Origin of the sequence: Streptomyces sp. NPDC051310, from assembly GCF_044455245.1 — a bacterium.
Taxonomy (GTDB): Bacteria; Actinomycetota; Actinomycetes; order Streptomycetales; family Streptomycetaceae; genus Streptomyces.
Genome location: NZ_JBITEO010000004.1, coordinates 307,038 through 330,331, shown reverse-complemented (window position 1 = coordinate 330,331; position 23,294 = coordinate 307,038). Strand labels below are relative to the sequence as shown.

Here is a 23,294-nt window from a genome sequence, read left to right as displayed (position 1 = left end):
CGCGGCCGGTCACAGGTGGGCGAGCGACCAGAAGTGCTCGTCTATCCGTGCCAGGAACTCCTTGCCCGCCTGGCCGTCGCTGCTGTCGGTGAGGTCGACGCCCCAGCTGTTGGTGGAGACCATGCGCGCCTGGTAGTCGGAGTGCAGCTGCTGGAGCACCTGCTCCAGCCGGCCCCGGTCCATCGGCAGCAGTTTCGCCACCGGACGGACGTACGCCTGCCAGCGCGTCGAGGCGGCGCTGCGCAGCAGCTCGGCGAGCTGCTCGTGCCGGCCGGTGACGGTGAGCAGTTCGCGCGGCCCGAGGGCCAGCACGTCCGCGAGGGCGGCGGTCTGCCGTTCGTTCCCGCGCCAGCGGCCGGACTCCTCCATGCGGAGGTACGACTTCACGTCCAGGCCGACCCGGCGGGCCAGGTCCTCGGGTGCCATGGCCCGTGCCATCCGGTGCTCGCGCAGGGTCGTGGCGGCGGCCAGCAGTTCGCCGGGCGAACACCACAGGACGCCGGCGAGCGCGGTGAGCTCGTTCGGGGTGGGCGCGGCGACGCCGCGTTCCCAGGCCATCACCGTTTCCGGGGGGACGGCCAGTCCGTACTGGGCGCGCAGGCCGTAGGCGACGTGGGCGGGGCCCATGCCGAGCGCCTCGCGCAGTCGGCGGGCGGCCAGCGCATTGAAGGGTGGAGAGGGTGGGGAGGGGTGCACGCGGCACACGGTAGGTGCGGCCGGTCACCTCTGGCTACGGTGCGTTCGGCCAACGCCACAGATCGTAGGAACGTCCAGAAAAAATACTACCTTGGGTAATTCACCGTTCCGCGGTGATCCACCGGTACTGGAGCTCGGGGCGGCCGACCTGGCCGTACTGCGGACTGCGGGCCGCCCGTCCGGCCTCCACCAGGTGCTCCAGGTACCGCCGCGCGGTGATCCGGGAGATGCCGACGGCCGCCCCCGCCTCGGCGGCGGTCAGGCCGCCGGGCGACTCCCGCAGGGTGCGGGTCACCGCCGCCAGCGTCGGCGCGCTCAGCCCCTTCGGCAGGGCCGCGGGCCGCGGCGTGCGCAGCGCCGCCAGCGCCCGGTCGACCTCCTCCTGGCCGGACGCCTCCCCGGCCGCCGCCCGGAATTCCGCGTACCGGCCGAGCCGGTCGCGCAGCGTCGCGAAGGTGAACGGCTTGAGGACGTACTGCACGACGCCCAGCGACACGCCCTCGCGCACGATCGCCAGGTCGCGCGCCGAGGTGACGGCGATGACGTCCGCGTGGTGCCCGGCCGCGCGCAGCGAGCGCAGCAGGTGCAGGCCGTGGCCGTCGGGCAGGTACAGGTCGAGGAGGATCAGGTCGACGGCCGTCCGCTCCAGCAGCCGCCCGGCGGCGGCCCGGGTGTGCGCCACGCCGACGACGGTGAAGCCGGGCACCCGGCCCACGTACAGGGCGTGCGCGTCGGCGGCGACCGGATCGTCCTCCACCACCAGCACCCTGATGGCCGGCGCCGCGGTCATGAGCGGGCCTCCACCGGTGCGCGGGCGGCCCCGAGCGGCAGCCGTACGGTGAACTCCGCGCCCCCGTCCGGCCCGCCGGCCAGCCGCACCGAACCCCGCCCCCGGTGGGCGGCCTGGCGGACCAGGGCGAGCCCGAGGCCGCGCCCGGGGCCGCGGGTCGACCAGCCGCGCTCGAAGACGACGTCGTGGTCCTCCGGGCCGACGCCCGGACCGGTGTCGGCGACGCGCAGCAGCAGCTCGCCGGACTCCTCGTCCGCCCGCGCGGTCACGGTGACCCGGGCGAGCCGGCTGCCCTGGGCCGCTTCCAGGGCGTTGTCGACCAGGTTGCCCAGGATGGTGACCAGGTCGCGGGGCGGGAGCGTCCGCGGCAGCACCCCGTCGTCGATCCGGCTGTCCTCGGTGAGCACCAGCTCCACGCCCCGCTCGTTGGCCTGCGCCGCCTTGCCCAGCAGCAGCGCGGCGAGGACCGGCTCGGCGACCGCGTCGACCACCCGGTCGGTGAGGGTCTGGGCCAGCTCCAGCTCGGCCGTGGCGAACTCCACCGCCTCACCGGCCCGCCCCAGCTCGATGAGCGACACCACCGTGTGCAGGCGGTTCGCCGCCTCGTGCGCCTGCGAGCGCAGGGCCTGCGTGAAGCCGCGCTCCGAGTCCAGCTCGCCCGAGAGCGCCTGCAGCTCGGTGTGGTCCCGCAGCGTCACCACCGTGCCGCGCCGCTCGCCGCCGACGACCGGGCGGGTGGAGACCACGAGCACCCGGTCGGCCGTCAGGTGCAGCTCGTCCGCGCGCGGCTCCGACGCGAGCAGCGCGCCGGTCAGCGACGGCGGCAGGCCGAGCCCGGCGACCGGTGCGCCCACCGCGTCCTCGCCCAGCCCCAGCAGTTCGCGGGCGCCGTCGTTGATCAGCGCGATGCGCCGCCGTCCGTCGAGCATCACCAGCCCCTCGCGCACCGCGTGCAGCGCGGCCTCGTGGTAGTCGTGCATCCGGCTCAGCTCGGAGGCGTTCATACCGTGCGTGTGCCGCCGCAGCCGCGCGTTGATCACGTACGTGCCGAGGCCGCCGAGGGCCAGCGCCGCGCCCGCCATCCCGAACAGGGCCGTGACCTGCTTGCTCAGCTGCTCGCTGATCCGGTCGACGGTGATGCCCGCGCTGACGAGCGCGGTGACCCTGCCCCCGTCGAACACCGGCGCCACGGTGCGCACCGAGCGCCCGAGGGTGCCGCGGTACGTCTCGGAGTACGTCGCACCGCGCCGTGCCTCCTCGATGTGACCGAGGTACTTCCTGCCGATCTGGCCCGCATCGGGGTGCGTCCAGCGCGTCCCGTCCGGCGCCATGATCGTCACGAACGCGACGCCGTGCTCGCCGACGAGCGAGGCGGCGTACGGCTGGAGCGCGGCCGTCGGGTCGCCGGAGCGGGCGGCGGCGACGACGGCGGGGGAGCGGGCGACGGCCGTCGCGGTCGCCGTGACCTGGCGGCGCGCGGTCTCCTCGGCCTGGCGGCGGTCGTCGGCGTACGCGAAGAGCGCGCAGCCCGCCACGACGACGGCCACCAGGACGACCTGCATCGCGAAGAGCTGGCCGGCGAGGCTCCGCGGGCGGGGCACCCGGGACAGGCCGCGGGGGCGGGGCGCCCGCTCCGGGGGGCGGGGCACCCGCGGTATGCGGGGCTCGCGGGGTCTGCGCATGGGGACAAGTCTGCCTGGCGGGAAAACGTGTGAACGAAAGGTACGCAACGGTGACCGCGGTCACAAGGTGAGAGATGGTCTCGGGGATCCACAGGGACAGTGGAGCGACTCACCGAGGAGGACCCCGTGGCCGCACGACGGGACCGTACCCACTATCTGTATCTGGCCGTCATCGCGGCGGTCGTGCTCGGCATCGCCGTGGGGTTCGCCGCCCCCGGCGTGGCGGTCGAGCTGAAGCCGCTGGGCACCGGCTTCGTGAACCTGATCAAGATGATGATCTCGCCGATCATCTTCTGCACGATCGTCCTGGGCGTCGGTTCGGTCCGCAAGGCGGCCAAGGTCGGCGCGGTCGGCGGACTGGCCCTCGGCTACTTCATGGTCATGTCGACCGTGGCGCTGGCCATCGGCCTGCTGGTCGGCAATCTGCTGGAGCCCGGCGCCGGGCTGCACCTCACCGACGCGGCGCGCCAGGCCGGCGAGAAGCAGGCCTCCGGCGCCGGTGAAGGCACCGTGGACTTCCTCCTCGGCGTCATCCCCAAGACCATGGTCTCCGCCTTCACCGAGGGGGAGGTCCTCCAGACCCTGCTCGTCGCGCTGCTCGCGGGCTTCGCCCTGCAGGCCATGGGCCGGACCGGCGAGCCGGTACTGCGCGGCATCGGGCACATCCAGCGCCTGGTGTTCCGCATCCTCGCGATGATCATGTGGGTCGCCCCGGTGGGTGCCTTCGGCGCCATCGCCGCCGTGGTCGGCGAGACCGGGCTCGACGCGCTGAAGTCGCTCGCCGTCATCATGATCGGCTTCTACATCACCTGCGCCCTGTTCGTCTTCGTCGTCCTCGGTGCGCTGCTGCGGGTGGTCGCCGGGGTGAACATCCTCGCGCTGCTGAAGTACCTGGGCCGGGAGTTCCTGCTCATCCTGTCGACCTCCTCCTCCGAGTCGGCGCTGCCGCGGCTGATCGCGAAGATGGAGCACCTGGGCGTGAGCAAGCCGGTCGTGGGCATCACCGTGCCGACCGGGTACTCCTTCAACCTGGACGGCACCGCCATCTACCTGACGATGGCCTCGCTGTTCGTCGCCGAGGCGATGGGCAACCCGCTGTCGGTCGGGGAGCAGATCTCGCTGCTCGTCTTCATGATCATCGCGTCGAAGGGCGCGGCGGGCGTGACCGGTGCGGGCCTGGCGACGCTGGCCGGAGGCCTGCAGTCGCACCGTCCCGAACTGGTCGACGGTGTCGGCCTGATCGTGGGTATCGACCGCTTCATGAGCGAGGCGCGGGCCCTGACCAACTTCGCGGGGAACGCGGTCGCCACGGTGCTGGTCGGCACCTGGACCAAGGAGATCGACCGCGGCCGGGTCGCCGAGGTCCTCGCCGGCCGGGTCCCCTTCGACGAGCGGACGCTGGTGGACGACCACGCGCCGGCACCGCAGCCGGCGGCGCCGGAGGCCGAGGACGAGGCCCCCGGGCAGCGCGAGCCCGCCAAGGTCTGAGGCGCGGCGCCGCGACCGCGCGGGGCGCGCCCGGAACCGCAACCGTGCGGGGGCGCGCCCGGAACCGCCATCGCGCGGGGGTGCGCCCGGAACCGCCATCGCGCGGGGTGGCCGCACGGAGCCGCGACCGCGGGAGGGGGCCGGGTGCCGCCTCCCGCGCGGTGCGCGTGCTGACGGCCGGCAACTCGTCGGCCGGCAACGGGGCCGACTCCGCCGTGACCAGCTCGCGGTGGCGCCGGCCCGGTACGCGCGCCGCGCCCGGGCCTCTCTCACGGGTTTCCGGCTCCAGGACGTACCGCCGGTAACAGGATCGTGTCATCGTGGTGGGCGACGTTTCTGGCATGCACATGCAGTATCCGTGGCTCATCCGAAAGGACGGTCCCATGCCGCGCCTCCACGCCCTGCCCGCCGTGCTCGCCCTCACGCTGACCCTCGCCCTCGGATCGGTGACCGCCTCCTCCGCGACCGGGCACGCGGCCCCGCCGCGCCATGTCGTCCTGGTCGGCAACAGCGCCGACGGCACGGTCAGCTTCATCGACTCCCGTACGTACGAGAACCTCGGCTCCCTCGACGTCGTCCCCGACCTCGACGAGGTCCTCGCCGGCATGAACCCCATCCGCCGCGCCGCCTACGAGATCGTCAAGCAGCAGGCCGGCGGCGACAAATTCGTCGACGACGCCCACGTCTCGCCCGACGGCCGCACCCTGTACGTCTCGCGCGGCAACCTCGGCGACGCCGCCGCGTACGACATCGCCTCCGGGCGTCAGCTGTGGCGCACCCACCTCGACGGCTTCAAGGCCGACCACGCCGCACTGTCGGCGGACGGCTCCGCCTTCGTCGTCTCCGCCATCACCGCCGCCAAGGCGCAGGTGCTCGACACCGCGACCGGCCGCATCACCGGCGAGTTCCCGACCGGCACGTACCCGCACGAGAACATGTACTCGCCGGACGGCAGCCGCATCTACAACATGTCCATCGGCGTCACCTCCCTGCCCAAGGCGCTCGACGCGCTCAAGGGCACCAAGCGGGTGACCGTGGCCGACGCGCGGACGCTGAAGGTGCTGCGCACGTACACCTTCGACAAGGGCGTGCGTCCGGCGGTCATCACGCCGGACGAGAAGACGATGTACGCCCAGCTGTCGTACCTCAACGGCTTCATCGAGTACGACCTGGAGGCGGGCCGTACGGTCCGCACGGTGCAAATGCCGTTCAGCGCGGCGGGCGCCGCGCTCAAGCCCGACGACTACCCGCAGAACTCCGCCCACCACGGCATGGCGCTCAACGGCACGCACGACAAGCTCTGCATGGCCGGCACCATCGACGACTACACGGCCGTCGTCTCCCGCCCCGGTCTGACCACCGACGGCTTCGTCCACTACGAGCAGGGCGCCCTGCCGTACTGGGCGGTGACGGCTCCCGGCGGCACGCACTGCTTCGTCACGCTCTCCCAGCGCGACGAGGTGTCCGTGGTCGACTACCGCACCGCCCGGGAGGTCGCCCGGGTGAAGGTCGGCGACTTCCCGCAGCGGGAGCGCGCCGCGCAGGTCGCCGAGGAGGCGCTGGCGGGGCTGCGGCGCTGACGCTCCCGGGTGAGCCGGCCCGCCCGCGCCGGCTCACCCGGGCTGGTGCGTCTCGCACCGCTCCTCCCGCGGCACGGGGATCGCGGTGAGCGGCGCCGGGGCCGGCACGGGCGGCAGGTCCCACGCCCGGCGCACCTCGTCGAGCACCGCGCGGGCGCTGTACGGGGAGAGCACCAGCTCCAGCCGGGCCTCCGCCAGGGCGTGCGGATCCCCGGCCCGGCCCCGCAGCGCCGCCACGCCGCGGCGCCGCTCGAAGGAGTGGCCGCCGAAGATCTGGAGCAGCGTGAGCCCGTAGTACGCGTACGCCGACGCCTCGTGGATCAGGTGGGCCGCGCCCTCGGGCAGGGCGTGCGCCGCCGCCGTGGCCGCCGGGGGCTCGGCGGCGAACTCGGACAGGGCCGCGGTGACGCAGGGGCAGCCCGTCCGGAGGTACGCCATGAGGGTGCGGTAGGCGTGCAGCACCCCGACGTTCTCCGGTGTCCAGTGCTGCTTGCCCAGCAGGGTGCGGAAGCCGGTGAGCGTCTCGGCCAGTTCCTCCCGTACGAGGCGGCGGGAGATGTCCCTCAGCTCGACGGAGCTGGTGCGTTCGTGCATCTCGATGATGGCCGGTGTCCGGTAGCGGAAAGCCGGCGGACCGGGGGGACCGGACGGGCGGGCGAGGCCGGTCACAGTGCCTGAGCCAGCTCCGTCGCCCGCTCCGCGGGCACCCCGGCCGAGATCAGCATCGTCGCGGCGGCGGACCGGCCGGCCCGGTCGGCGGCGAGCGTGCCCGCGTTCACGGCCTCCATCAGTCCGAAGAGCACGTGCTCGTGCACGTACGCCAGGGCCGACGCCGGCAGCGGAGAGGTGAACACCCCCGCGTCCAGCCCTCGTTGGAGCAGGGCCGTGGCCTCCGTGCGGACGGGGGCGAGCCTCTCCCGGATGCCCTCCATCGTCACGCTGCGCTGGGCCAGGGCCACCAGCAGCCGGTAGCGGTCGGCGATCTCCCACGCGGCGAGGGTGGCCCGCGCCAGCGCCTCGGCGGGATCGTCCACGCCCGCGCGGCCGCTCGCGTGGGCCCGCGCGACGGAGTCGACCGCGCTGTCCACGAGCGCGGCGATCAGCGCGTCGCGGCTCGGGAAGTGCCCGTACACCGTCCGCCGGACGACGCCGGCCGCGCGGGCGATCTGGTCCATGGAGGCGTCGGGGTCGCGCAGCAGCTCGGTGAGGGCCACCTGCTCGATGCGACGCCGGTTCGCGTCGGCTCGTCCTGAGGTCACCCCCTCATTTTGCACATGCCTGTGCAGTCACGTAACTTGCACAGCGGTGTGTATTTGCACATTCCTGTGCAAGATCTCGGACTGTATGGACCCCGGAAGGGCGGTGTGGTCATGCCACTCGTCATGAACGAGCCGGTCGATGAGATGGACCGGCCCTACCCGCGGCGCTGGTGGGCGCTGCTCGTGCTCTGCCTGAGCCTGCTGATCATCGTCATGGCGAACACCGCGCTGACGGTCGCCGCCCCCGACATGACCCAGGACCTCGGGCTCACCAGCTCCGACCTCCAGTGGGTCATCGACGGGTACACCGTCCCGTACGCGGCGCTGATGCTGCTCCTCGGCGCGATCGGGGACAAGTACAGCCGCCGCGGGGCCCTGGTGCTCGGGCTCGTCGTCTTCGGCGCGGGCTCCGTCGCGGGCTCGCTGGTCGACTCCGCCCCCGGTGTCATAGCCGCCCGGGCGGTGATGGGCGTCGGTGCGGCGATGATCATGCCGGCCACCCTCTCGCTGCTGGCCGCGACCTTCCCGCGGGCCGAGCGCGCCAAGGCCATCGTGCTGTGGACCGCCACCGCGGGCATCGCCATCGCCGCCGGGCCCCTGGTCGCCGGCGCGCTGCTGGAGAACCACGGCTGGTCCTCCACCTTCCTGATCAACGTGCCCGTCGCCGTGCTCGCGATCCTCGGCGCGTTCGCCCTCGTGCCGCCCTCGAAGGCGGCGCGGCACGGGCGCATCGACTACGTCGGCGGGCTGCTGTCCGTCGTCTGGACCGGCGCGCTCGTCTACATGATCATCCAGGGGCCGCACTTCGGCTGGGGTGCCGAGGCGGTCGGTGCGGCGGTCGTCGCGGGCGCCGGGCTGGTCGCGTTCGTCGTCTGGGAGCTGCGCCACCCGCGGCCGGTCCTGGACGTCCGCCGCTTCCTCGACCGCGGCTTCGCCGGCTCCAACCTCGCCGTGGCGCTGTTCTTCCTCGCCGTCTTCGGCGCCTTCTACTACCTCACGCAGTACCTGCAGTTCGTGCTGGGGTACGACCCGCTCGACACGGGCGTGCGGATGCTCCCGCTGGCCGGCGCGGTCTTCGCCGGCTCGGCCCTCACCGGGTTCCTCACGCCGCGCCTCGGCATGAAGGTCACCGTCACGGCGGGCATGGCGTTCGGGACGGCCGCCCTCGCGCTGCTCACCCGGATCGACGCGGCGTCGGGGTACGGCGACCTGGTCGCCCCGCTCGTCGTCCTGGGCCTGGCGATCGGCCTGGCGCTGTCGCCGTGCACGGACGCGATCATGGGCGCGTTCCCCGAGTCGGAACTGGGCGTCGGCGGCGCCGTGAACGACACCTCGCTGGAACTGGGCGGATCGCTCGGCATCGCCCTGCTCGGCTCGGTCCTGGCCTCCTCCTACTCCGCGAACCTCGCCGACGCGGCGCGCGGCACCGGGCTGCCGGCCGGGGCGCTGTCCACCGCCCAGGACTCGGTGGGCGCGGGGTACGCCGTGGCGCGGTCGATCGCCGGCAAGGCGGCGCAGGCCGGCTCCCCGGAGCAGGCCGCCCAGCTCGCGCAGGCGGCCCGCCGGACCGCCGACGCGGTGGGCTCGGCCTTCTCCGACGCGGTCGCCCACACGAGCCTGATCGGCGCGGTGATCCTGGCGGCCGGCACGCTGCTGGTGGCCGTGCTGCTCCCGGGCCGCACACGCCGGGAGACCGCCCCCCGCTCCGAGGACCGGGCCCTCGAGCGCGTCTGACCCCCCGGACCGCCCGGTCCGCGACGTGCCGCCGGGGGGCCGCACGTCCCGGACCGGGCCTGGGGGTGTCTTGTCGATCAGCCCGGCGTGATCGGCAAGACACCCCCGGCGCGGGGAAGCTCCGCGCCCCGCACGCCCGCCGGGGTGTCGCCGCGCGGGGCCTACGGGTCCAGCAGCCGCAGTTCCTCCGGGGCCAGGACCAGGGCCGCCGCCGAGGCGGAGTCGCGGGCCGTGGCCGGGCGGCTCGCGCCCGGGATCGGGACGACCGCCGGGGAGCGGGAGAGCGACCAGGCCAGGGCCACGCACTGGGGGCTGACGCCGCGGTCCCGGGCCACCCGGTGGAAGGCGGCGAAGCGCGGGTCCGGGGGCTGCGGGGACGTGCCGTCGAGCGAGCTGCGCGAGATGCCGCCGAGGGGGCTCCAGGGCAGGAAGGCCAGGCCCAGCTCGGTGCACAGCCGCAGTTCCGGCTCGCTGTCCCGGACCGCCGGCGAGTAGCGGTTCTGCACGGAGACCAGCCGGTCGCCGAGCATCTCGCGGGCGAGGCGGATCTGCGCCGTGTCGACGTTGGAGATGCCCGCCAGCCGGATGGTCCCCGCGTCGAGCAGCTCCCTCAGCGCGCCCAGCGACTCCGCGTACGGCACGGCCGGGTCGGGCTTGTGCAGCTGGTACAGCCCGATCGCCTCGACGCCCAGCCGCCGGGCCGACGCCTGCGCGGCGCGGCGCAGGTGCGCGGGCCGGCCGTCGACGGTCCAGCCGCCGTCCGGGGTGCGGCCCCGGCCGCCCTTGGTGGCGACGAGCACGCGGTCGCGCGCCCCGCCGCCGTACGCCGCGAGGGCCCGCGCCACCAGCAGCTCGCCGGCGCCCGGCTCCTCCCCGGGCGGGTGGTACGAGTCGGCGGTGTCGAGGAGCGTGACGCCCGCGTCGAGCGCCGCGTGCACCGTCGCCACGGCCCGCTCCTCGCCGGGACGGCCCTCGATGGACAGCGGCATCGCCCCGAGCCCGACGGCGCCGACCTCGATGCCGCCGATGAACCGCCGCTTCACCGCGTCGCCCCCACCGTCTCGCCGACGGCCTGCCGCAGCCAGCCCGAGGCGGGCCGGAAGGAGTGGCCGAGCGCCGCCGCACGCGTGGTGTCCATCGCGTACGAGCGCCGGAAGGAGAAGGGCGAGACCTGGCCCGCCTCCACCTCCCGGAAGGTCGCCCGGCCGCCGGTGTGCGCCTCGACGGCCGCGCAGATGTCCCCGGTCGTCAGCGGGCCGGGGGAGGCGGCGTTCACCGGGCCGGTGAAATCCCCCTCCGCCGTCCAGGCCAGGAAACCGGCGATGTCCTCGACGTACACGTAGGTGGCCGGGTGGTTCGTCACCGGCACGGCGATGGGAACGCCCGCCCGGATACGGTCCGCGTAGTGCGCGACCCGCCCGGTGAAGTCGTCGGCGCCGCCGAGGACGTGCGCCACCCGCACCGCGACGTACGGGAACGCCGGGTCCTGCGCGAAGACCGCCTCCGCCTGCCGCTTGCCCTCGCCGTAGTGGGCCTCCCTGAAGTCCGGGTCGTCCCACGGCAGGTCCAGGTCCACGGCGACCGAGCGCGGGTCGACGGCGTCCTCGCGGACGGGCGAGGCGGAGTCCTGGTGCTCGTACACCTCGACCGTCGACGTCATGACGTACCGCCGCGTCCGGGGCCCGAGGACGCGCCGGGCGACGGCGGCCTGGCGCGGGGTGTAGCAGACCTGGTCGATGACGACGTCGAAGGCCAGCGGGCCGAGCGCCGCTCCGAGCGCCTCCTCGTCGTCGCGGTCGGCGATGACGGAACGGGCCCCGGCGGGCGGCGCGGAGGACCCGCGGTTGAGGACGGTCACCTCATGACCGGACGTCAGCAACCGCTGGATGAGGCGCTTTCCGATGTACCGGCTCCCGCCGATCACGCATATGTGCAGCATGCGCACCAGTGTTACGTTGACGGGTCGCCGTCTGAAGGGGGAACCATGGGAGATGCGGCCGCCGCACCGAAAGAACCACGGCAGGTGCGCCCCGCCGCCCATGAAACGACGGCGGCGGGGATCGACCAGGTGGACCGGCAGATCCTGGAGCTCGTCCAGACCGACGGGCGCATCAAGCTGAGCGAGCTCGGCCGGCGCGTCCGGCTCAGCCCGGCGGCCGTGGCCGAACGCGTCCGCCGCCTGGAGGCGTGCGGCGCCATCACCGGCTACGGGGCGCATGTCTCCGCCGCCCGCCTCGGGTACGGCATCCAGGCGTTCATCCGCGTCAACCCGCACGGCGGCTACACCTTCAAACACCCCAGGACCCTGGAGCTGCTGGCGCGCCCCGAGGTCCTGGAGGCCCATCACGTGGTGGGGGAGGACTGCTGGATCCTCAAGGTGGCGGTGAAGGACACCGCTCACCTGGAGGACGTCCTGGAGCAGACGTCGGCGCTGGGGCGCACGACGACGTCGATCGTGCTGTCGTCGCCGGTGCCGCGCAAACCGCTGTTGCCTTGACGCCGACGTCAGGGCGTACGTTCACGGCATGCGAATCGGCGAGCTTGCGCAGCGCGCGGGAACGACCACGCGCACCCTGCGCTACTACGAGTCCCGCGGCCTGCTCCCCGCCCGGCGGGCGGAGAACGGACACCGCACCTACGACGAGGACGACCTGCGGCTGCTCCGGCAGATCCGCACGCTCCAGGACTTCGGGTTCGGCCTGGAGGAGACCCGGCCCTTCGTCGACTGCCTGCGCGCCGGCCACCCGGCCGGCGACGCGTGCCCGGCGTCGCTCGACGTCTACCGCCGCAAGCTCGCCGAACTCGACGCCCTGATCGGCCGGCTGGAGTCGGTCCGCGCCGAGGTCGCCGCCCGGCTGGCGCTGGCGACCGACACCCCCGCACCGCGATGCGCCTTCGGAGGCACCCCATGAAGCTCGTGACCGACGCCGACTTCGACACCGAGGTCCTGGCGGCCGCCCGTCCCGTCCTCGTCGAGTTCACCGCCGACTGGTGCGGCCCCTGCCGCCAGCTTGCCCCGGTCCTCGCCGCGGTGGCCGAGGAGGAGGCGGACCGGCTGGAGGTGGTGCGGATCGACGCCGACACCAACCCGGAGACGGTGATCCGCTACGGCGTGCTGTCGATGCCGACGCTGCTGCTGTTCCGCTCCGGCGAGCCCGTGAGGTCGATGGTCGGGGCCCGCCCCAAGCGCCGTCTGCTCCAGGAACTGGAGGACGTCCTGGAACCCCGTCCCACGCCGGCGCGCTGACGGGCCGCACCGCCCGCAGGGCGGACGGAAAAGACCCCGGTCGCATTGACGGCCGGGGTCTTTTCTCGCGTATATTTGATGGTTCGCGTGCGGGCATAAGAATACGCACACGGAAGTCGAATAAGCGCACTGTATCGCGTCAGGAGTCGAATTGTCAACCGAGGAATATCGGACTGAGCAGCAATTCATCGATGAGCTCTACGCGCGACTCGACCACCTGCGCGACCAGGCCGAACGTGCCGTCCGGGAGGCGCTCAAGGACGCCGGCAGCGGATTCCAGGCGCGGCTGGAGCGGGATGTGCTGGTCGCCGAGCAGTCCGGGCTGCTCGCGGCGTTCGACGCCGGCGAGAACGGTCTGTGTTTCGGGCGGCTGGAGTTCCGGGACGGCCGCGACCACCACATCGGGCGCATCGGGATCCGCGACGACGACGAGGAGCGCACCCCGCTCGTCGTGGACTGGCGCGCCGAGGTGGCGCGGCCGTTCTACCTCGCCACCGGGTACGAGCCCATGGGCCTCAGGCGCCGCCGGCACATCACCACCCGCGGCCGGGAGGTCACCGCGCTGCACGACGAGATCCTCGACCTGACCGACACCACCCGCACCGGGCTGGAGAACCCGGACGCCGACGCCGTGCTGCTCGCCGCGCTCGACGCCGCCCGCACCGGCCGGATGGGCGACATCGTGCAGACCATCCAGGCCGAGCAGGACCGCATCATCCGCGCGCCGCACCAGGGCGTCCTCGTCGTCGAGGGCGGCCCCGGCACCGGCAAGACCGCCGTCGCGCTGCACCGCGCCGCGTTCCTCCTCTACGCGCACCGCGAGCACCTCGCCCGCCGCGCGGTCCTCATCGTCGGGCCCAACCCCGCCTTCCTCGGGTACATCGGCGAAGTCCTGCCCGCGCTCGGCGAGACCGGCGTACTCCTCGCCACCATGGCGGAGCTCTTCCCCGGCGTCCGGGCCACCGGCACCGACACCCCCGAGGCCGCCGAGATAAAGGGCCGCGCCGGCATGGCGGACGTCCTCGCCCGGTACCTGCGCGACCAGCAGACCGTGCCGCCCACCGACGCGCCGATCGAGATCGACCACGACGACTACGGCACCCTGCTCCTGGACCGGAACATGGCCGAGGACGCCCGCTGGGACGCCCGGGGTACCGGACTGCCGCACAACCTCGCCCGGCCGCGCTTCACCTTCCGCATCATCGACGCCCTCACCGAGCAGCTCGCCGAGCGGCTCGGCGCCGACCCGTTCGGCGGCCCCAACCTCCTCGACCCGTCCGACATCACGCAGATGCGCAAGGAGATCGCCGCCAGCCGGCACGTGCACGCCGCCGTCGACGAGCTGTGGCCCGTCCTCACCCCGCAGCAGCTCGTCGCCGGCTTCCTCGCCGCACCGGACGGCTACCTGGCCGACGGCGAGGCCGAGTTCGTCCGCCGGGACCACGGGCCGTGGACCGAGGCCGACGTACCGCTGCTGGACGAGGCCGCCGAGCTCCTCGGCCACGACGACACCGCCGAGCGCGCCGCCGCCGAGCGGGAGCGCGGCGCGCGCATCGCCTACGCACAGGGCGTCCTCGACGTCAGCTACGCCTCACGCACGTACGAGTTCGAGGACGAGGAGTCCGAGGTGCTCGGCGCGCACGACATCATCGACGCCGAACGGTTCGCCGAGCGCCACGAGGAGGCCGACCACCGCAGCGCCGCCGAGCGCGCCGCCGCCGACCGCACGTGGGCGTTCGGGCACGTCATCGTCGACGAGGCGCAGGAGCTGTCCGCGATGGCGTGGCGGCTGCTGATGCGCCGCATCCCCACCCGCTCCATGACCCTGGTCGGCGACCCCGCCCAGACCGGTGACGCGGCCGGCTGCGGCTCCTGGGAGGAGATCCTCGCGCCGTACGTGGGCGACCGGTTCGAGCACGTTCGGCTCGGGGTCAACTACCGCACCCCCGCCGAGATCATGGAGGTCGCGGCCGCGGTGCGCCGCGCCGAGGACCCGCGGTTCGAGCCGCCGCGGTCGGTCCGGTCCACCGGCGTCCCGCCCTGGGAGGTGACCGCGGACGACCTGCCCGGCGCGGTCGCCGAGGCCGTACGGCGCGAGACGCCCGCCGAAGGACGGCTCGCGGTCATCGCCCCGGCGGGCCGGCTCACCGCCATCGGCGAGGCGCTGCCCGGCGCCGCGCACGGCCCGGTCCCCGACCTCACCCGCACGGTCGTGCTGCTGGAGCCGCGCCAGGCGAAGGGCCTGGAGTTCGACACGGTGATCGTCGTGGACCCGGACGCCATCCGCGCCGCCGGGCCGCACGGCGTCAACGACCTCTACGTGGCGCTGACCCGCGCGACCCAGCGCCTCGGCGTCATCAGGGCCGCCGCCGGAACCGGAAGCTGAACAGGCGCCGGGGAGCCCTCGGCTCGCGCTCCAGGTGCCTGCGCGTCAGCTCGGCCGCGCCGGGCGGGGTCTCGCCGGGGAACGCCTCCCGCCACACGCGCGCGATCCGCGCCGTGAGCCCCGCGGGGTCGGACTCCCCGGTCGCCGTGACGGTCACCGGCCCGTACGGCCCTGCGGGCGCGGCCAGCCGCACCACGTGGCCGTCGGGGGCGTACGCCTCGTACTCCCCGGCGGCGACGTCGGCGGCCTCCAGCGAGTTCGCGGCGGCGGCGTACGACGGCACGACGCAGACGCCCGCGTCGCGGTCGAATAGCAGCAGGGCCTGCGGGGGGAGTGCGGGGCGGTCGTCCATGCGGGCCATCCTCGCCCGCCGGCCGGCGGCCCCGCACCCCCGCTCCGGGGTCGCGGAGTCATGCGGTCAGGCGGTCACGCGGGCTTCAGGTACACCGTCGCCAGCGGCGGCAGGGTCAGCCGGATGCCGTCCGCCTCCCGCTTCACCGGCTCGGCGTTGCGCACGTCACCGCCGCCGTACACCGCGGCGTCCGTGTTGAGGACCTCCGCCCACGCCGAGACGCCCTCCGGCGCCCACAGCCGGTAGTCCTGGCGCACCACCGGGGAGAAGTTGGTCACCGCCAGCAGCGGGTTGCGCCGGGCGTCGTACCGCAGGAACGCGAAGACGTTGTCGTCGGCCGCGTCGCCCAGCACCCACTGGAAACCCTCCGGGACGGTGTCGCGCTCCCACAGCGCGGGCGTCGCGGTGTAGACCCGGTTCAGGTCGCGCACCAGGTCGCGCACGCCCCGGTGGTCGCCGGCCGAGTGGTAGTCGTCCGCCAGCAGCCACCACTCCGGTCCGTGCGCCTCGGACCACTCCGCGCCCTGCGCGAACTCCTGGCCCATGAAGAGCAGTTGTTTGCCGGGGTGCGCCCACATGAAGCCGAGGTACGCGCGGTGGTTGGCGCGCCGCTGCCACCAGTCGCCCGGCATCTTGGTCACCAGCGCCTGCTTGCCGTGCACCACCTCGTCGTGCGAGATCGGCAGGACGTAGTTCTCGCTGTACGCGTACACCATCGAGAACGTCATCTCGTTGTGGTGGTACTTGCGGTGCACCGGTTCCTTGGAGACGTACACCAGCGAGTCGTGCATCCAGCCCATGTTCCACTTCAGGCCGAAGCCGAGCCCGCCGTGGTCGGTCGGGCGGGTGACGCCCTCCCAGGCGGTGGATTCCTCCGCGATCGTCACCACGCCGGGGCAGCGGCGGTAGACGGTGGCGTTCATCTCCTGGAGGAAGGACACGGCGTCGAAGTTTTCCCTGCCGCCGAACTCGTTGGGCGCCCACTCGCCCCCCTCGCGCGAGTAGTCCAGGTACAGCATCGAGGCGACGGCGTCGACGCGCAGCCCGTCGATGTGGAACTCCTCGCACCAGTAGACCGCGTTCGCGACGAGGAAGTTGCGGACCTCGGTGCGGCCGTAGTCGAATTCGAGGGTCCCCCAGTCGGGGTGCTCGGCGCGCCGCGGGTCCGGGTGCTCGTACAGCGGGGTGCCGTCGAAGCGGGCCAGCGCCCAGTCGTCCTTCGGGAAGTGCGCCGGCACCCAGTCCACGATCACGCCGATCCCGGCCCGGTGGCACGCGTCCACGAAGTACTTGAAGTCGTCGGGGGTGCCGAGCCGGGCCGTGGGCGCGTAGAAACCGGTGACCTGGTAGCCCCACGACGGGCTGTAGGGGTGCTCGGCGACCGGCATCAGCTCCACATGGGTGAAGCCGAGCTCCTTGGCGTACGCGGGGAGCTGTTCGGCCAGCTCCCGGTAGGTCAGGCCCGGCCGCCAGGAGGGCAGGTGCACCTCGTAGACGGAGAACGGCGCCTCGTGCACCGGCCGGTCGCCGCGGTGCGCCATCCACTCCCCGTCCTGCCACTCGTAGTGGGAGGCGGTGACGATCGACGCGGTCTCCGGCGGGCACTGGGTGCGGCGCGCCATCGGGTCGGCGCGCAGCGACCGGCTGCCGTCGGGCCCGGTGACCGCGAACTTGTACAGCGCGCCCTCGCCGATGCCCGGCACGAACAGCTCCCACACGCCGGTGCCGCCGAGTGAGCGCATCGGCAGGCCGGTGGCCTCGTCCCAGTAGTTGAACTCGCCGACCAGCCGCACCCCGCGCGCGTTCGGCGCCCACACCGTGAAGCGGGTGCCCTCGGTGCCCTGGTGGGTCATCGGGTGGGCGCCGAGCGCCGTCCACAGCTGTTCGTGGCGGCCCTCACCGATCAGGTGCAGGTCCAGCCCCCCGAGCGCGGGCAGGTGGTGGTACGGGTCGTCCACTTCGACGACACCGGAGTCGTAGGCGATTAGGAGCCGGTAGTCAGGCACCCCGGCGAGCGGCAGCACCCCCGAGAAGAGCCCGTCGCCGTCGTCGTGCAGCTCGGTGCGCGACCCGTCCGCGAGGACGGTGACGCCCACCGCGTACGGGCGCAGCGCCCGGATCGCGACGCCGCCGCTCTCGACCGGGTGCGCGCCGAGCAGCGCGTGCGGGTCGTGGTGCTCCCCGGCGAGCAGCCGCCCCCGGTCGGCGGGGTCCAGCGGCGCGGCCGGGACGGCGCCGGCGCCGGTGCGCGGACGCGGGGTCGCGCCGGGCGGCGGCGTGGGGAGGGCGGTGGCGTCCCCGACGGCTGTGGTCTTGACGTTCCTGGTCTCGGGCCGGGCTGCCGGATTGCGGGTCGGGCGACGGGGGGTCACGGGGAAAGGCCTCCTCAAGGCGTCAGGGGGTCGGCTGTGCGGCCAGGCGGCGGACGGCCGCCATCGGGACCGGTAGCCAGTCGGGTCGGTGCCGGGCCTCGTACAGGACCTCGTACACGGCTTTGTCCGTCTCGTACGCCCGCAGCAGAGCGGGCGTATCGCGCGGATCGGTGCCGGATGCCTCGGCGTAGCCGGTGCAGTACGCGTCGCGGCAGCGCTCCGCCCAGTCCGCGTTCCAGGGGCGGAAGGAGCGGGCCGCGTAGTCGAAGGAGCGCAGTATCCCGGCCACGTCGCGGACGGGCGGCTGCGGGCGGCGGCGCTCGGCGAGCGGCTTCGCGGGTTCCCCCTCGAAGTCGATCACCGACCAGTCGCCGTCCTCCGTGCGCAGGGTCTGGCCGAGGTGGAGGTCGCCGTGCACCCGCTGCGCCCGCCAGGTGACGTCCTCGGCGGCCAGCTTGCCGACCGCGTCGAAGGCGGTGCGCAGCCCGGGCGCGTACGGCAGGAGCGCGGGCACGGCCTGGGCGGCGGCGTCCAGGCGGCGGGTCATCTGGATGGCCAGGTTCTCGGTCTGCGGGCGGCCGAGCGCGACGGTCGGCAGGGCTTCGGCGAGCGCGGTGTGCACCTCCGCGGTGGTGCGGCCGAGCGCCCGCGCCTCGTCGGTGAAGTCCCGGCCGTCCGCGAGCGCGTCCAGGGCGAGCTGCCAGCCGTCCTGGGAGCCGCGCAGATAGGGCTGGAGGACGCCGAGCGTGCTGGCCTCGGGGTGGTTGTTGACGGTCTCGTACCAGGCGACGGGCGCGGGGACCCGGCTGCACCCGGCGCGGGCGAGCGCGAGGGGCAGCTCCAGGTCCGGGTTGGCGCCCGACCAGATCCGCCGGAACACCTTGAGGATGTACGCATCGCCGTACACCAGCGAGGAGTTGGACTGCTCGGCGTCCAGGACGCGGGGGGCGAGCCCCTCCGGGATCGCGACCGTCCGCGAGAACCGCAGCGGACCCATGGGGCCGGGGGTGCGCAACCGTTCCAGCAGGAGCGAGGCGAGGCGCGGGTCCCGCAGCCCCTCGTAGACCGTGCGCCCGGCGAGCGGTCCGTCCGGCACGCGGCCGATGAGGGCGTGGGCGAGCGCCGGCGGCAGGGTCGCGCGCACGCCGAGCAGCAGCTGGTAGCAGTCGGCCTGGGCGGACGGCGCGAGGCCGGGCTGCTGGACGCGGACGAGCAGGTGCAGCAGGCCGGGGCCGGCCGAGTCGACGACGGGCAGCAGTTCGGTCGCCGAGACGAGGGTGAAGCCCGTGACGGGCCGGCCCTTGCCGGCGAACCAGCGCTGTCGCGGCAGCCATTCGTGGAGCAGGGGCACCAAGGAGGGGAGCAGGGCGACCGGTGCCCGGGCGGTGGATGCGGTCTCCGACATGGCAGCGCGTCCTTTCCCCGGGCACTACAGAATGCACAGAACGTGCAGAGTGTCCCGGAATGCGGCGATTGCTGTCCGGCTGTGCGGGACGTGTCGGGCGGGGATGGTCCGTATAGACCCGAATCGACGTATGAGGGGGAGAGTTCCCAGGGCGCGGCACCGGAAACGCCCGGTTCCGGAGAACTCTCCCCGCCTGGCGGGGCCTTCGGCCGCGGTGTATATGCCGCTCCGGTATGCCGGTTCCCGCGGCATCCGGGGAGCGGCACGGCGGAAGGCCGTTACGCCGTTGCGGTGACGCCGCTCCGGGCGCGCCGCGACGGGCCGGCGGCCGGGGAGGGGTGTCGCCGGCCGCCGTGGAGGTCAGCCCCGGGGTGCGGGCTTCGGCGCCGGGGGCTCGGGGGCCGCCTGGGTGCCCGGCTTGATGGACTTCGCCGGCTTCTTGACGGCGTCCTCGCGCAGCCGGAACCAGTAGAAGCCGTGCCCCGCGAGGGTGAGCAGGTACGGCCATTCGCCGATCGCCGGGAAGCGCACCCCGCCGATCAGCTCCACCGGGTGCATGCCGTTGAACCGGCGCAGGTCCAGCTCCGTCGGCTGAGGGAAGCGCGAGAAGTTGTGGACGCACATCACCAGGTCGTCCCCGTACTCCCGCAGGAACGCCAGGACCGCCGGGTTCGACGACGGCAGCTCGGTGTAGGAGCCGAGGCCGAAGGCCGGGTTCTGCTTGCGGATCTCGATCATCCGCTTGGTCCAGTGCAGCAGGGAGGACGGCGAGGCCATCGACGCCTCGACGTTCGTGACCTGGTAGCCGTAGACCGGGTCCATGATCGTCGGCAGGTAGAGCCGTCCCGGGTCGCAGGACGAGAAGCCCGCGTTGCGGTCGGGCGTCCACTGCATGGGGGTGCGGACGCCGTCGCGGTCGCCGAGCCAGATGTTGTCGCCCATGCCGATCTCGTCGCCGTAGTAGAGGATCGGCGAGCCGGGCAGGGACAGCAGCAGCGCGGTGAACAGCTCGATCTGGTTGCGGTCGTTGTCGAGCAGCGGGGCGAGGCGCCGCCGGATGCCGATGTTGGCGCGCATCCGCGGGTCCTTGGCGTACTCCGCGTACATGTAGTCGCGCTCCTCGTCGGTGACCATTTCCAGGGTCAGCTCGTCGTGGTTGCGCAGGAAGATGCCCCACTGGCAGTTCACCGGGATCGCCGGGGTCTTGGCCAGGACTTCGGAGACGGGGTAGCGGGACTCCCGGCGCACCGCCATGAAGATGCGCGGCATCACCGGGAAGTGGAACGCCATGTGGCACTCGTCGCCGCCGGCCGCGTAGTCGCCGAAGTAGTCGACGACGTCCTCCGGCCACTGGTTGGCCTCGGCGAGCAGCACCGTGTCGGGGTAGGCGGCGTCGATCTCCTTGCGGACCCGCTTGAGGAAGGCGTGGGTGGCGGGGAGGTTCTCGCAGTTGGTGCCCTCCTGCTGGTACAGGTACGGCACGGCGTCGAGGCGGAAGCCGTCGATGCCCAGGTCCAGCCAGAAGCGCAGCGCCGACAGGATCTCCTGCTGCACGGCGGGGTTCTCGTAGTTCAGGTCGGGCTGGTGGGAGAAGAACCGGTGCCAGTAGTACTGCTTGCGGACCGGGTCGAAGGTCCAGTTCGAGGTCTCGGTGTCGACGAAGATGATCCGGGCGTCCTGGAACTGCTTGTCGTCGTCGGCCCAGACGTAGTAGTCGCCGTAGGGGCCGTCGGGGTGGGCGCGGGACTCCTGGAACCACGGGTGCTGGTCGCTGGTGTGGTTCATCACGAAGTCGATGATCACCCGCATGCCGCGCTGGTGGGCGGCGTCGACGAACTCGACGAAGTCGGCGAGGTCACCGAACTCCGGCAGGACGGAGGTGTAGTCCGACACGTCGTAACCGCCGTCCCGCAGCGGGGACTTGAAGAACGGCGGGAGCCACAGGCAGTCCACCCCGAGCCACTGCAGGTAGTCCAGCTTGGCCGTGATGCCCTTGAGGTCGCCGACACCGTCGCCGTTGCTGTCCTGGAAGGAGCGGACCAGCACCTCGTAGAAGACGGCCCGTTTGAACCAGTCGGGGTCGCGGTCCTTGGCGGGGGTGTCCTCGAAGGTGTCGTGGACGGGCTCGTTGACGATCATGATGTGGGTGACCCTCCGATCGGCGGGGACGGTCGCAGGACGAGGATGTGCGCGGGCGTGACGCCCGGCTCGAGGCGCACATAGTTGGCCCTGCCCCAGTGATAGGTCTCGCCGGTGAGCTCGTCGCGCACCGGTACGGTCTCGTGCCAGTCGAGGCCGAGCTCCGGCATGTCCAACGAGACCGTCGCCTCGTGGGTATGGTGCGGGTCGAGGTTGACGACCGTCAGAACAATGTTCGAACCCGACCGCTTGCTGTAGGCGATCACCGCGTCGTCGTCCACGTGGTGGAAGTGGATGGAGCGGAGCTGCCGCAGTGCGGCGTTGCGCCGCCGGATCCGGTTCAGCGAGGTGATCAGCGGGGTGATCGTGCGGCCTTCGCGCTCCGCCGACTCCCAGTCGCGCGGCTTGAGTTGGTACTTCTCCGAGTCGAGGTACTCCTCGCTCCCCTCGCGCAGCGGCGTGTTCTCGCAGAGCTCGTAGCCGGCGTACACGCCCCACGCGGGCGACATCGTCGCGGCGAGCACCGCCCGCGCCTCGAAGGCCGGCCGGCCGCCGTGCTGGAGGTAGGCGTGCAGGATGTCGGGGGTGTTCACGAAGAAGTTCGGCCGCATGTAGGCGGCCGCCTCGCCCGACAGCTCCGTCAGGTACTCGGTCAGCTCCTGCTTGCCGTTGCGCCAGGTGAAGTACGTGTACGACTGCTGGAAGCCGACCGCGGCCAGCGTGTGCATCATGGCCGGGCGGGTGAAGGCCTCCGCCAGGAAGATCACGTCCGGGTCGGTCTTCCGGATGGACGCGATGACCTTCTCCCAGAAGATCACCGGCTTGGTGTGCGGGTTGTCCACGCGGAAGATGCGCACCCCGTGGGCCATCCAGTGCCGCAGCACCCGCAGCGTCTCGCGGACGATGCCCCGCATGTCCTGGTCGAAGGCCACGGGATAGATGTCCTGGTACTTCTTCGGCGGGTTCTCGGCGTACGCGATGGTGCCGTCGGCGCGGTGGTGGAACCACTGCGGGCGCTTGGTCACCCACGGGTGGTCCGGCGAGCACTGCAGCGCGAAGTCCAGCGCCACCTCCAGCCGCAGCTCGCGGGCGCGCGCCACGAAGGCGTCGAAGTCCTCCATGGTGCCGAGGTCCGGGTGGATCGCGTCGTGGCCGCCCTCGTGGGAGCCGATGGCCCACGGCACGCCCACGTCGTCCGGGCCGGCCGTGAGGGAGTTGTTGGGGCCCTTGCGGTGGGTGGTGCCGATGGGGTGGATGGGCGGCAGGTACACCACGTCGAAACCCATCGCGGCGATCGCCGGCAGCCGCTCGGCGGCGGTGCGGAACGTGCCCGGGACCAGCCGGCCGTTCTCGAAGCGGGCCCCTTCCGAGCGCGGGAACATCTCGTACCAGGAACCGAAAAGCGCCCGCTCCCGCTCCACCAGGAGGGGCAACGGGCGCGAGGAGGTGACCAGTTCGCGCAGCGGGTGCCGGGACAACGCCTCCGCGGCCTCCGGTGCCAGCGCCGCGGCCAGCCGGTCCGCCGGCGGGCGCCGTACGTCGCGCAGCGCGTCCACCACCGCCAGCACGGCCTCGCGGCCCTCACCCTTCGGCACGCCCTCGGCGGCCCGCTCGTGCAGCGCCGCACCCTCCTCCAGCACCAGCTCGGTGTCGATGCCCGCCGGAATCTTGATCCCGGCGTGGTGGCGCCAGGTGGTGACCGGATCGCTCCATGCCTCGACCCGGTACGACCACCGGCCTTCGGCCGTCGGAGTGACCTCGGCCCCCCAGCGGTCGGTGCCGGGGGCCAGTTCCCGCATCGGCGTGAACGGGCCCTCGTGACCGGCCGGGTCCGTCAGCACCACATTGGCGGCCACGGCGTCGTGGCCTTCACGGAACACGGTGGCCGTAACCTGAAAGGTCTCGCCGGTCACCGCCTTGGCGGGCCTTCTACCGCAGTCGACCAGGGGGCGGACATCGAGGACGGGAATGCGACCAATCAGCGAATTCACGGCATCACCTGAGGGTTGCTTATGGGGTATCGCTCTTTGTAGCTGCTCCGTTGACGAGTGGCGGGGCGCAGGCATCACCGCTCCTGTCCGGGTTCACTCGGGTGGGCGGGTACCGCAACAGCCTTCCCCCACCCTTCGGGTGGGCAATCCGGCGCGATGTTAACTACTCCGGC

The 23,294-nt window shown here is 73.0% G+C and carries 19 protein-coding genes; 7 read left to right on the top strand and 12 right to left on the bottom strand.

Going from position 1 to position 23,294, the window contains the following annotated elements; genetic code table 11:
- Positions 1 to 9 precede the first annotated feature (9 nt).
- From ACIA79_RS08525 to ACIA79_RS08515, 3 genes are all read right to left on the bottom strand, one after another.
- Positions 10 to 696, bottom strand: coding sequence for a helix-turn-helix domain-containing protein (locus ACIA79_RS08525; RefSeq protein ID WP_399427384.1), 687 nt, complete (start codon positions 694 to 696; stop codon positions 10 to 12).
- A 100-nt stretch (positions 697 to 796) separates the two neighbouring features.
- Positions 797 to 1,486 carry a response regulator gene (locus tag ACIA79_RS08520; protein WP_399427383.1) on the bottom strand — a complete coding sequence of 230 codons (690 nt, stop codon included), beginning with the start codon at positions 1,484 to 1,486 and terminating at the stop codon, positions 797 to 799.
- Positions 1,483 to 3,048: an ATP-binding protein gene (locus ACIA79_RS08515; RefSeq protein WP_399427498.1), complete on the bottom strand. Its 1,566-nt coding sequence runs from the start codon at positions 3,046 to 3,048 to the stop codon at positions 1,483 to 1,485. The genes ACIA79_RS08520 and ACIA79_RS08515 overlap by 4 nt, the downstream gene beginning before the upstream one ends.
- A gap of 246 nt (positions 3,049 to 3,294) precedes the next feature.
- Here ACIA79_RS08515 and ACIA79_RS08510 point away from each other — a divergent pair, with 246 nt between their 5' ends.
- Entirely contained in the window at positions 3,295 to 4,656 is a 1,362-nt protein-coding gene (locus tag ACIA79_RS08510) for a cation:dicarboxylate symporter family transporter (RefSeq protein WP_399427382.1), read from the top strand.
- Between the two features lie 383 nt (positions 4,657 to 5,039).
- Positions 5,040 to 6,236: a YncE family protein gene (locus tag ACIA79_RS08505; protein ID WP_399427381.1), complete on the top strand. Its 1,197-nt coding sequence runs from the start codon at positions 5,040 to 5,042 to the stop codon at positions 6,234 to 6,236.
- A gap of 33 nt (positions 6,237 to 6,269) precedes the next feature.
- On the opposite strand, the gene ACIA79_RS08500 is transcribed toward ACIA79_RS08505, so the two are convergent.
- Together ACIA79_RS08500 and ACIA79_RS08495 are read right to left on the bottom strand one after the other, a co-directional pair.
- Positions 6,270 to 6,830, bottom strand: coding sequence for a hypothetical protein (locus ACIA79_RS08500; protein WP_399427380.1), 561 nt, complete (start codon positions 6,828 to 6,830; stop codon positions 6,270 to 6,272).
- A gap of 71 nt (positions 6,831 to 6,901) precedes the next feature.
- A complete protein-coding gene (locus ACIA79_RS08495; RefSeq protein WP_399427379.1) occupies positions 6,902 to 7,495 on the bottom strand; it encodes a TetR/AcrR family transcriptional regulator in 594 nt (197 codons plus the stop codon).
- Positions 7,496 to 7,606: 111 nt separating this feature from the next.
- Between ACIA79_RS08495 and ACIA79_RS08490 the strand changes: the two genes are divergently transcribed.
- A complete protein-coding gene (locus ACIA79_RS08490; RefSeq protein WP_399427378.1) occupies positions 7,607 to 9,229 on the top strand; it encodes an MFS transporter in 1,623 nt (540 codons plus the stop codon).
- 161 nt (positions 9,230 to 9,390) lie between these two features.
- Here ACIA79_RS08490 and ACIA79_RS08485 read toward each other — a convergent pair whose 3' ends face one another.
- Together ACIA79_RS08485 and ACIA79_RS08480 are read right to left on the bottom strand one after the other, a co-directional pair.
- Positions 9,391 to 10,272, bottom strand: coding sequence for an aldo/keto reductase (locus tag ACIA79_RS08485; RefSeq protein WP_399427377.1), 882 nt, complete (start codon positions 10,270 to 10,272; stop codon positions 9,391 to 9,393).
- The gene (locus tag ACIA79_RS08480; protein ID WP_399427376.1) at positions 10,269 to 11,168 is read right to left on the bottom strand and encodes an NAD-dependent epimerase/dehydratase family protein; all 900 of its coding nucleotides are present in this window, start codon (positions 11,166 to 11,168) and stop codon (positions 10,269 to 10,271) included. Before ACIA79_RS08480 ends, ACIA79_RS08485 begins: the two co-directional genes overlap by 4 nt.
- Positions 11,169 to 11,213: 45 nt before the next feature.
- Here ACIA79_RS08480 and ACIA79_RS08475 point away from each other — a divergent pair, with 45 nt between their 5' ends.
- From ACIA79_RS08475 to ACIA79_RS08460, 4 genes are all read left to right on the top strand, one after another.
- Positions 11,214 to 11,726, top strand: coding sequence for an Lrp/AsnC family transcriptional regulator (locus ACIA79_RS08475; protein WP_399427375.1), 513 nt, complete (start codon positions 11,214 to 11,216; stop codon positions 11,724 to 11,726).
- 28 nt (positions 11,727 to 11,754) lie between these two features.
- Positions 11,755 to 12,141, top strand: a complete 387-nt coding sequence (locus tag ACIA79_RS08470) for a MerR family transcriptional regulator (protein ID WP_399427374.1) — start codon at positions 11,755 to 11,757, stop codon at positions 12,139 to 12,141.
- The gene (trxA, locus tag ACIA79_RS08465) at positions 12,138 to 12,476 is read left to right on the top strand and encodes a thioredoxin (protein WP_399427373.1); all 339 of its coding nucleotides are present in this window, start codon (positions 12,138 to 12,140) and stop codon (positions 12,474 to 12,476) included. The genes ACIA79_RS08470 and trxA overlap by 4 nt, the downstream gene beginning before the upstream one ends.
- 151 nt (positions 12,477 to 12,627) lie before the next feature.
- Positions 12,628 to 14,862, top strand: coding sequence for a HelD family protein (locus ACIA79_RS08460; protein ID WP_399427372.1), 2,235 nt, complete (start codon positions 12,628 to 12,630; stop codon positions 14,860 to 14,862).
- On the opposite strand, the gene ACIA79_RS08455 is transcribed toward ACIA79_RS08460, so the two are convergent.
- The 5 genes from ACIA79_RS08455 to ACIA79_RS08435 form a co-directional block, all read right to left on the bottom strand.
- Positions 14,834 to 15,214 carry a hypothetical protein gene (locus tag ACIA79_RS08455; RefSeq protein WP_399427371.1) on the bottom strand — a complete coding sequence of 127 codons (381 nt, stop codon included), beginning with the start codon at positions 15,212 to 15,214 and terminating at the stop codon, positions 14,834 to 14,836. The two genes, ACIA79_RS08460 and ACIA79_RS08455, sit on opposite strands and share 29 nt — an antisense overlap.
- A gap of 74 nt (positions 15,215 to 15,288) precedes the next feature.
- Complete coding sequence (gene glgB / locus ACIA79_RS08450) at positions 15,289 to 17,604, bottom strand: 1,4-alpha-glucan branching enzyme (RefSeq protein WP_399427370.1); 2,316 nt, start codon at positions 17,602 to 17,604, stop codon at positions 15,289 to 15,291.
- 4 nt (positions 17,605 to 17,608) lie between these two features.
- Positions 17,609 to 18,991 carry a maltokinase gene (locus tag ACIA79_RS08445; protein ID WP_399427369.1) on the bottom strand — a complete coding sequence of 461 codons (1,383 nt, stop codon included), beginning with the start codon at positions 18,989 to 18,991 and terminating at the stop codon, positions 17,609 to 17,611.
- Between the two features lie 360 nt (positions 18,992 to 19,351).
- Positions 19,352 to 21,130, bottom strand: coding sequence for a maltose alpha-D-glucosyltransferase (gene treS / locus ACIA79_RS08440; protein ID WP_399427368.1), 1,779 nt, complete (start codon positions 21,128 to 21,130; stop codon positions 19,352 to 19,354).
- Positions 21,127 to 23,112, bottom strand: coding sequence for an alpha-1,4-glucan--maltose-1-phosphate maltosyltransferase (locus ACIA79_RS08435; protein WP_399427497.1), 1,986 nt, complete (start codon positions 23,110 to 23,112; stop codon positions 21,127 to 21,129). The genes treS and ACIA79_RS08435 overlap by 4 nt, the downstream gene beginning before the upstream one ends.
- Positions 23,113 to 23,294 lie beyond the last annotated feature (182 nt).

Bases quoted from the DNA above. Each gene is read 5' to 3' on its own strand.
- ACIA79_RS08480 (WP_399427376.1), bottom strand. From the start codon at position 11,168: ATGCTGCACATATGCGTGATCGGCGGGAGCCGGTACATCGGAAAGCGC.
- trxA (WP_399427373.1), top strand. From the start codon at position 12,138: ATGAAGCTCGTGACCGACGCCGACTTCGACACCGAGGTCCTGGCGGCC.
- ACIA79_RS08455 (WP_399427371.1), bottom strand. From the start codon at position 15,214: ATGGACGACCGCCCCGCACTCCCCCCGCAGGCCCTGCTGCTATTCGAC.
- treS (WP_399427368.1), bottom strand. From the start codon at position 21,130: ATGATCGTCAACGAGCCCGTCCACGACACCTTCGAGGACACCCCCGCC.
- ACIA79_RS08475 (WP_399427375.1), top strand. From the start codon at position 11,214: ATGGGAGATGCGGCCGCCGCACCGAAAGAACCACGGCAGGTGCGCCCC.
- ACIA79_RS08515 (WP_399427498.1), bottom strand. From the start codon at position 3,048: ATGCAGGTCGTCCTGGTGGCCGTCGTCGTGGCGGGCTGCGCGCTCTTC.
- ACIA79_RS08505 (WP_399427381.1), top strand. From the start codon at position 5,040: ATGCCGCGCCTCCACGCCCTGCCCGCCGTGCTCGCCCTCACGCTGACC.
- ACIA79_RS08490 (WP_399427378.1), top strand. From the start codon at position 7,607: ATGCCACTCGTCATGAACGAGCCGGTCGATGAGATGGACCGGCCCTAC.
- ACIA79_RS08445 (WP_399427369.1), bottom strand. From the start codon at position 18,991: ATGTCGGAGACCGCATCCACCGCCCGGGCACCGGTCGCCCTGCTCCCC.
- ACIA79_RS08520 (WP_399427383.1), bottom strand. From the start codon at position 1,486: ATGACCGCGGCGCCGGCCATCAGGGTGCTGGTGGTGGAGGACGATCCG.
- ACIA79_RS08470 (WP_399427374.1), top strand. From the start codon at position 11,755: ATGCGAATCGGCGAGCTTGCGCAGCGCGCGGGAACGACCACGCGCACC.
- ACIA79_RS08500 (WP_399427380.1), bottom strand. From the start codon at position 6,830: ATGCACGAACGCACCAGCTCCGTCGAGCTGAGGGACATCTCCCGCCGC.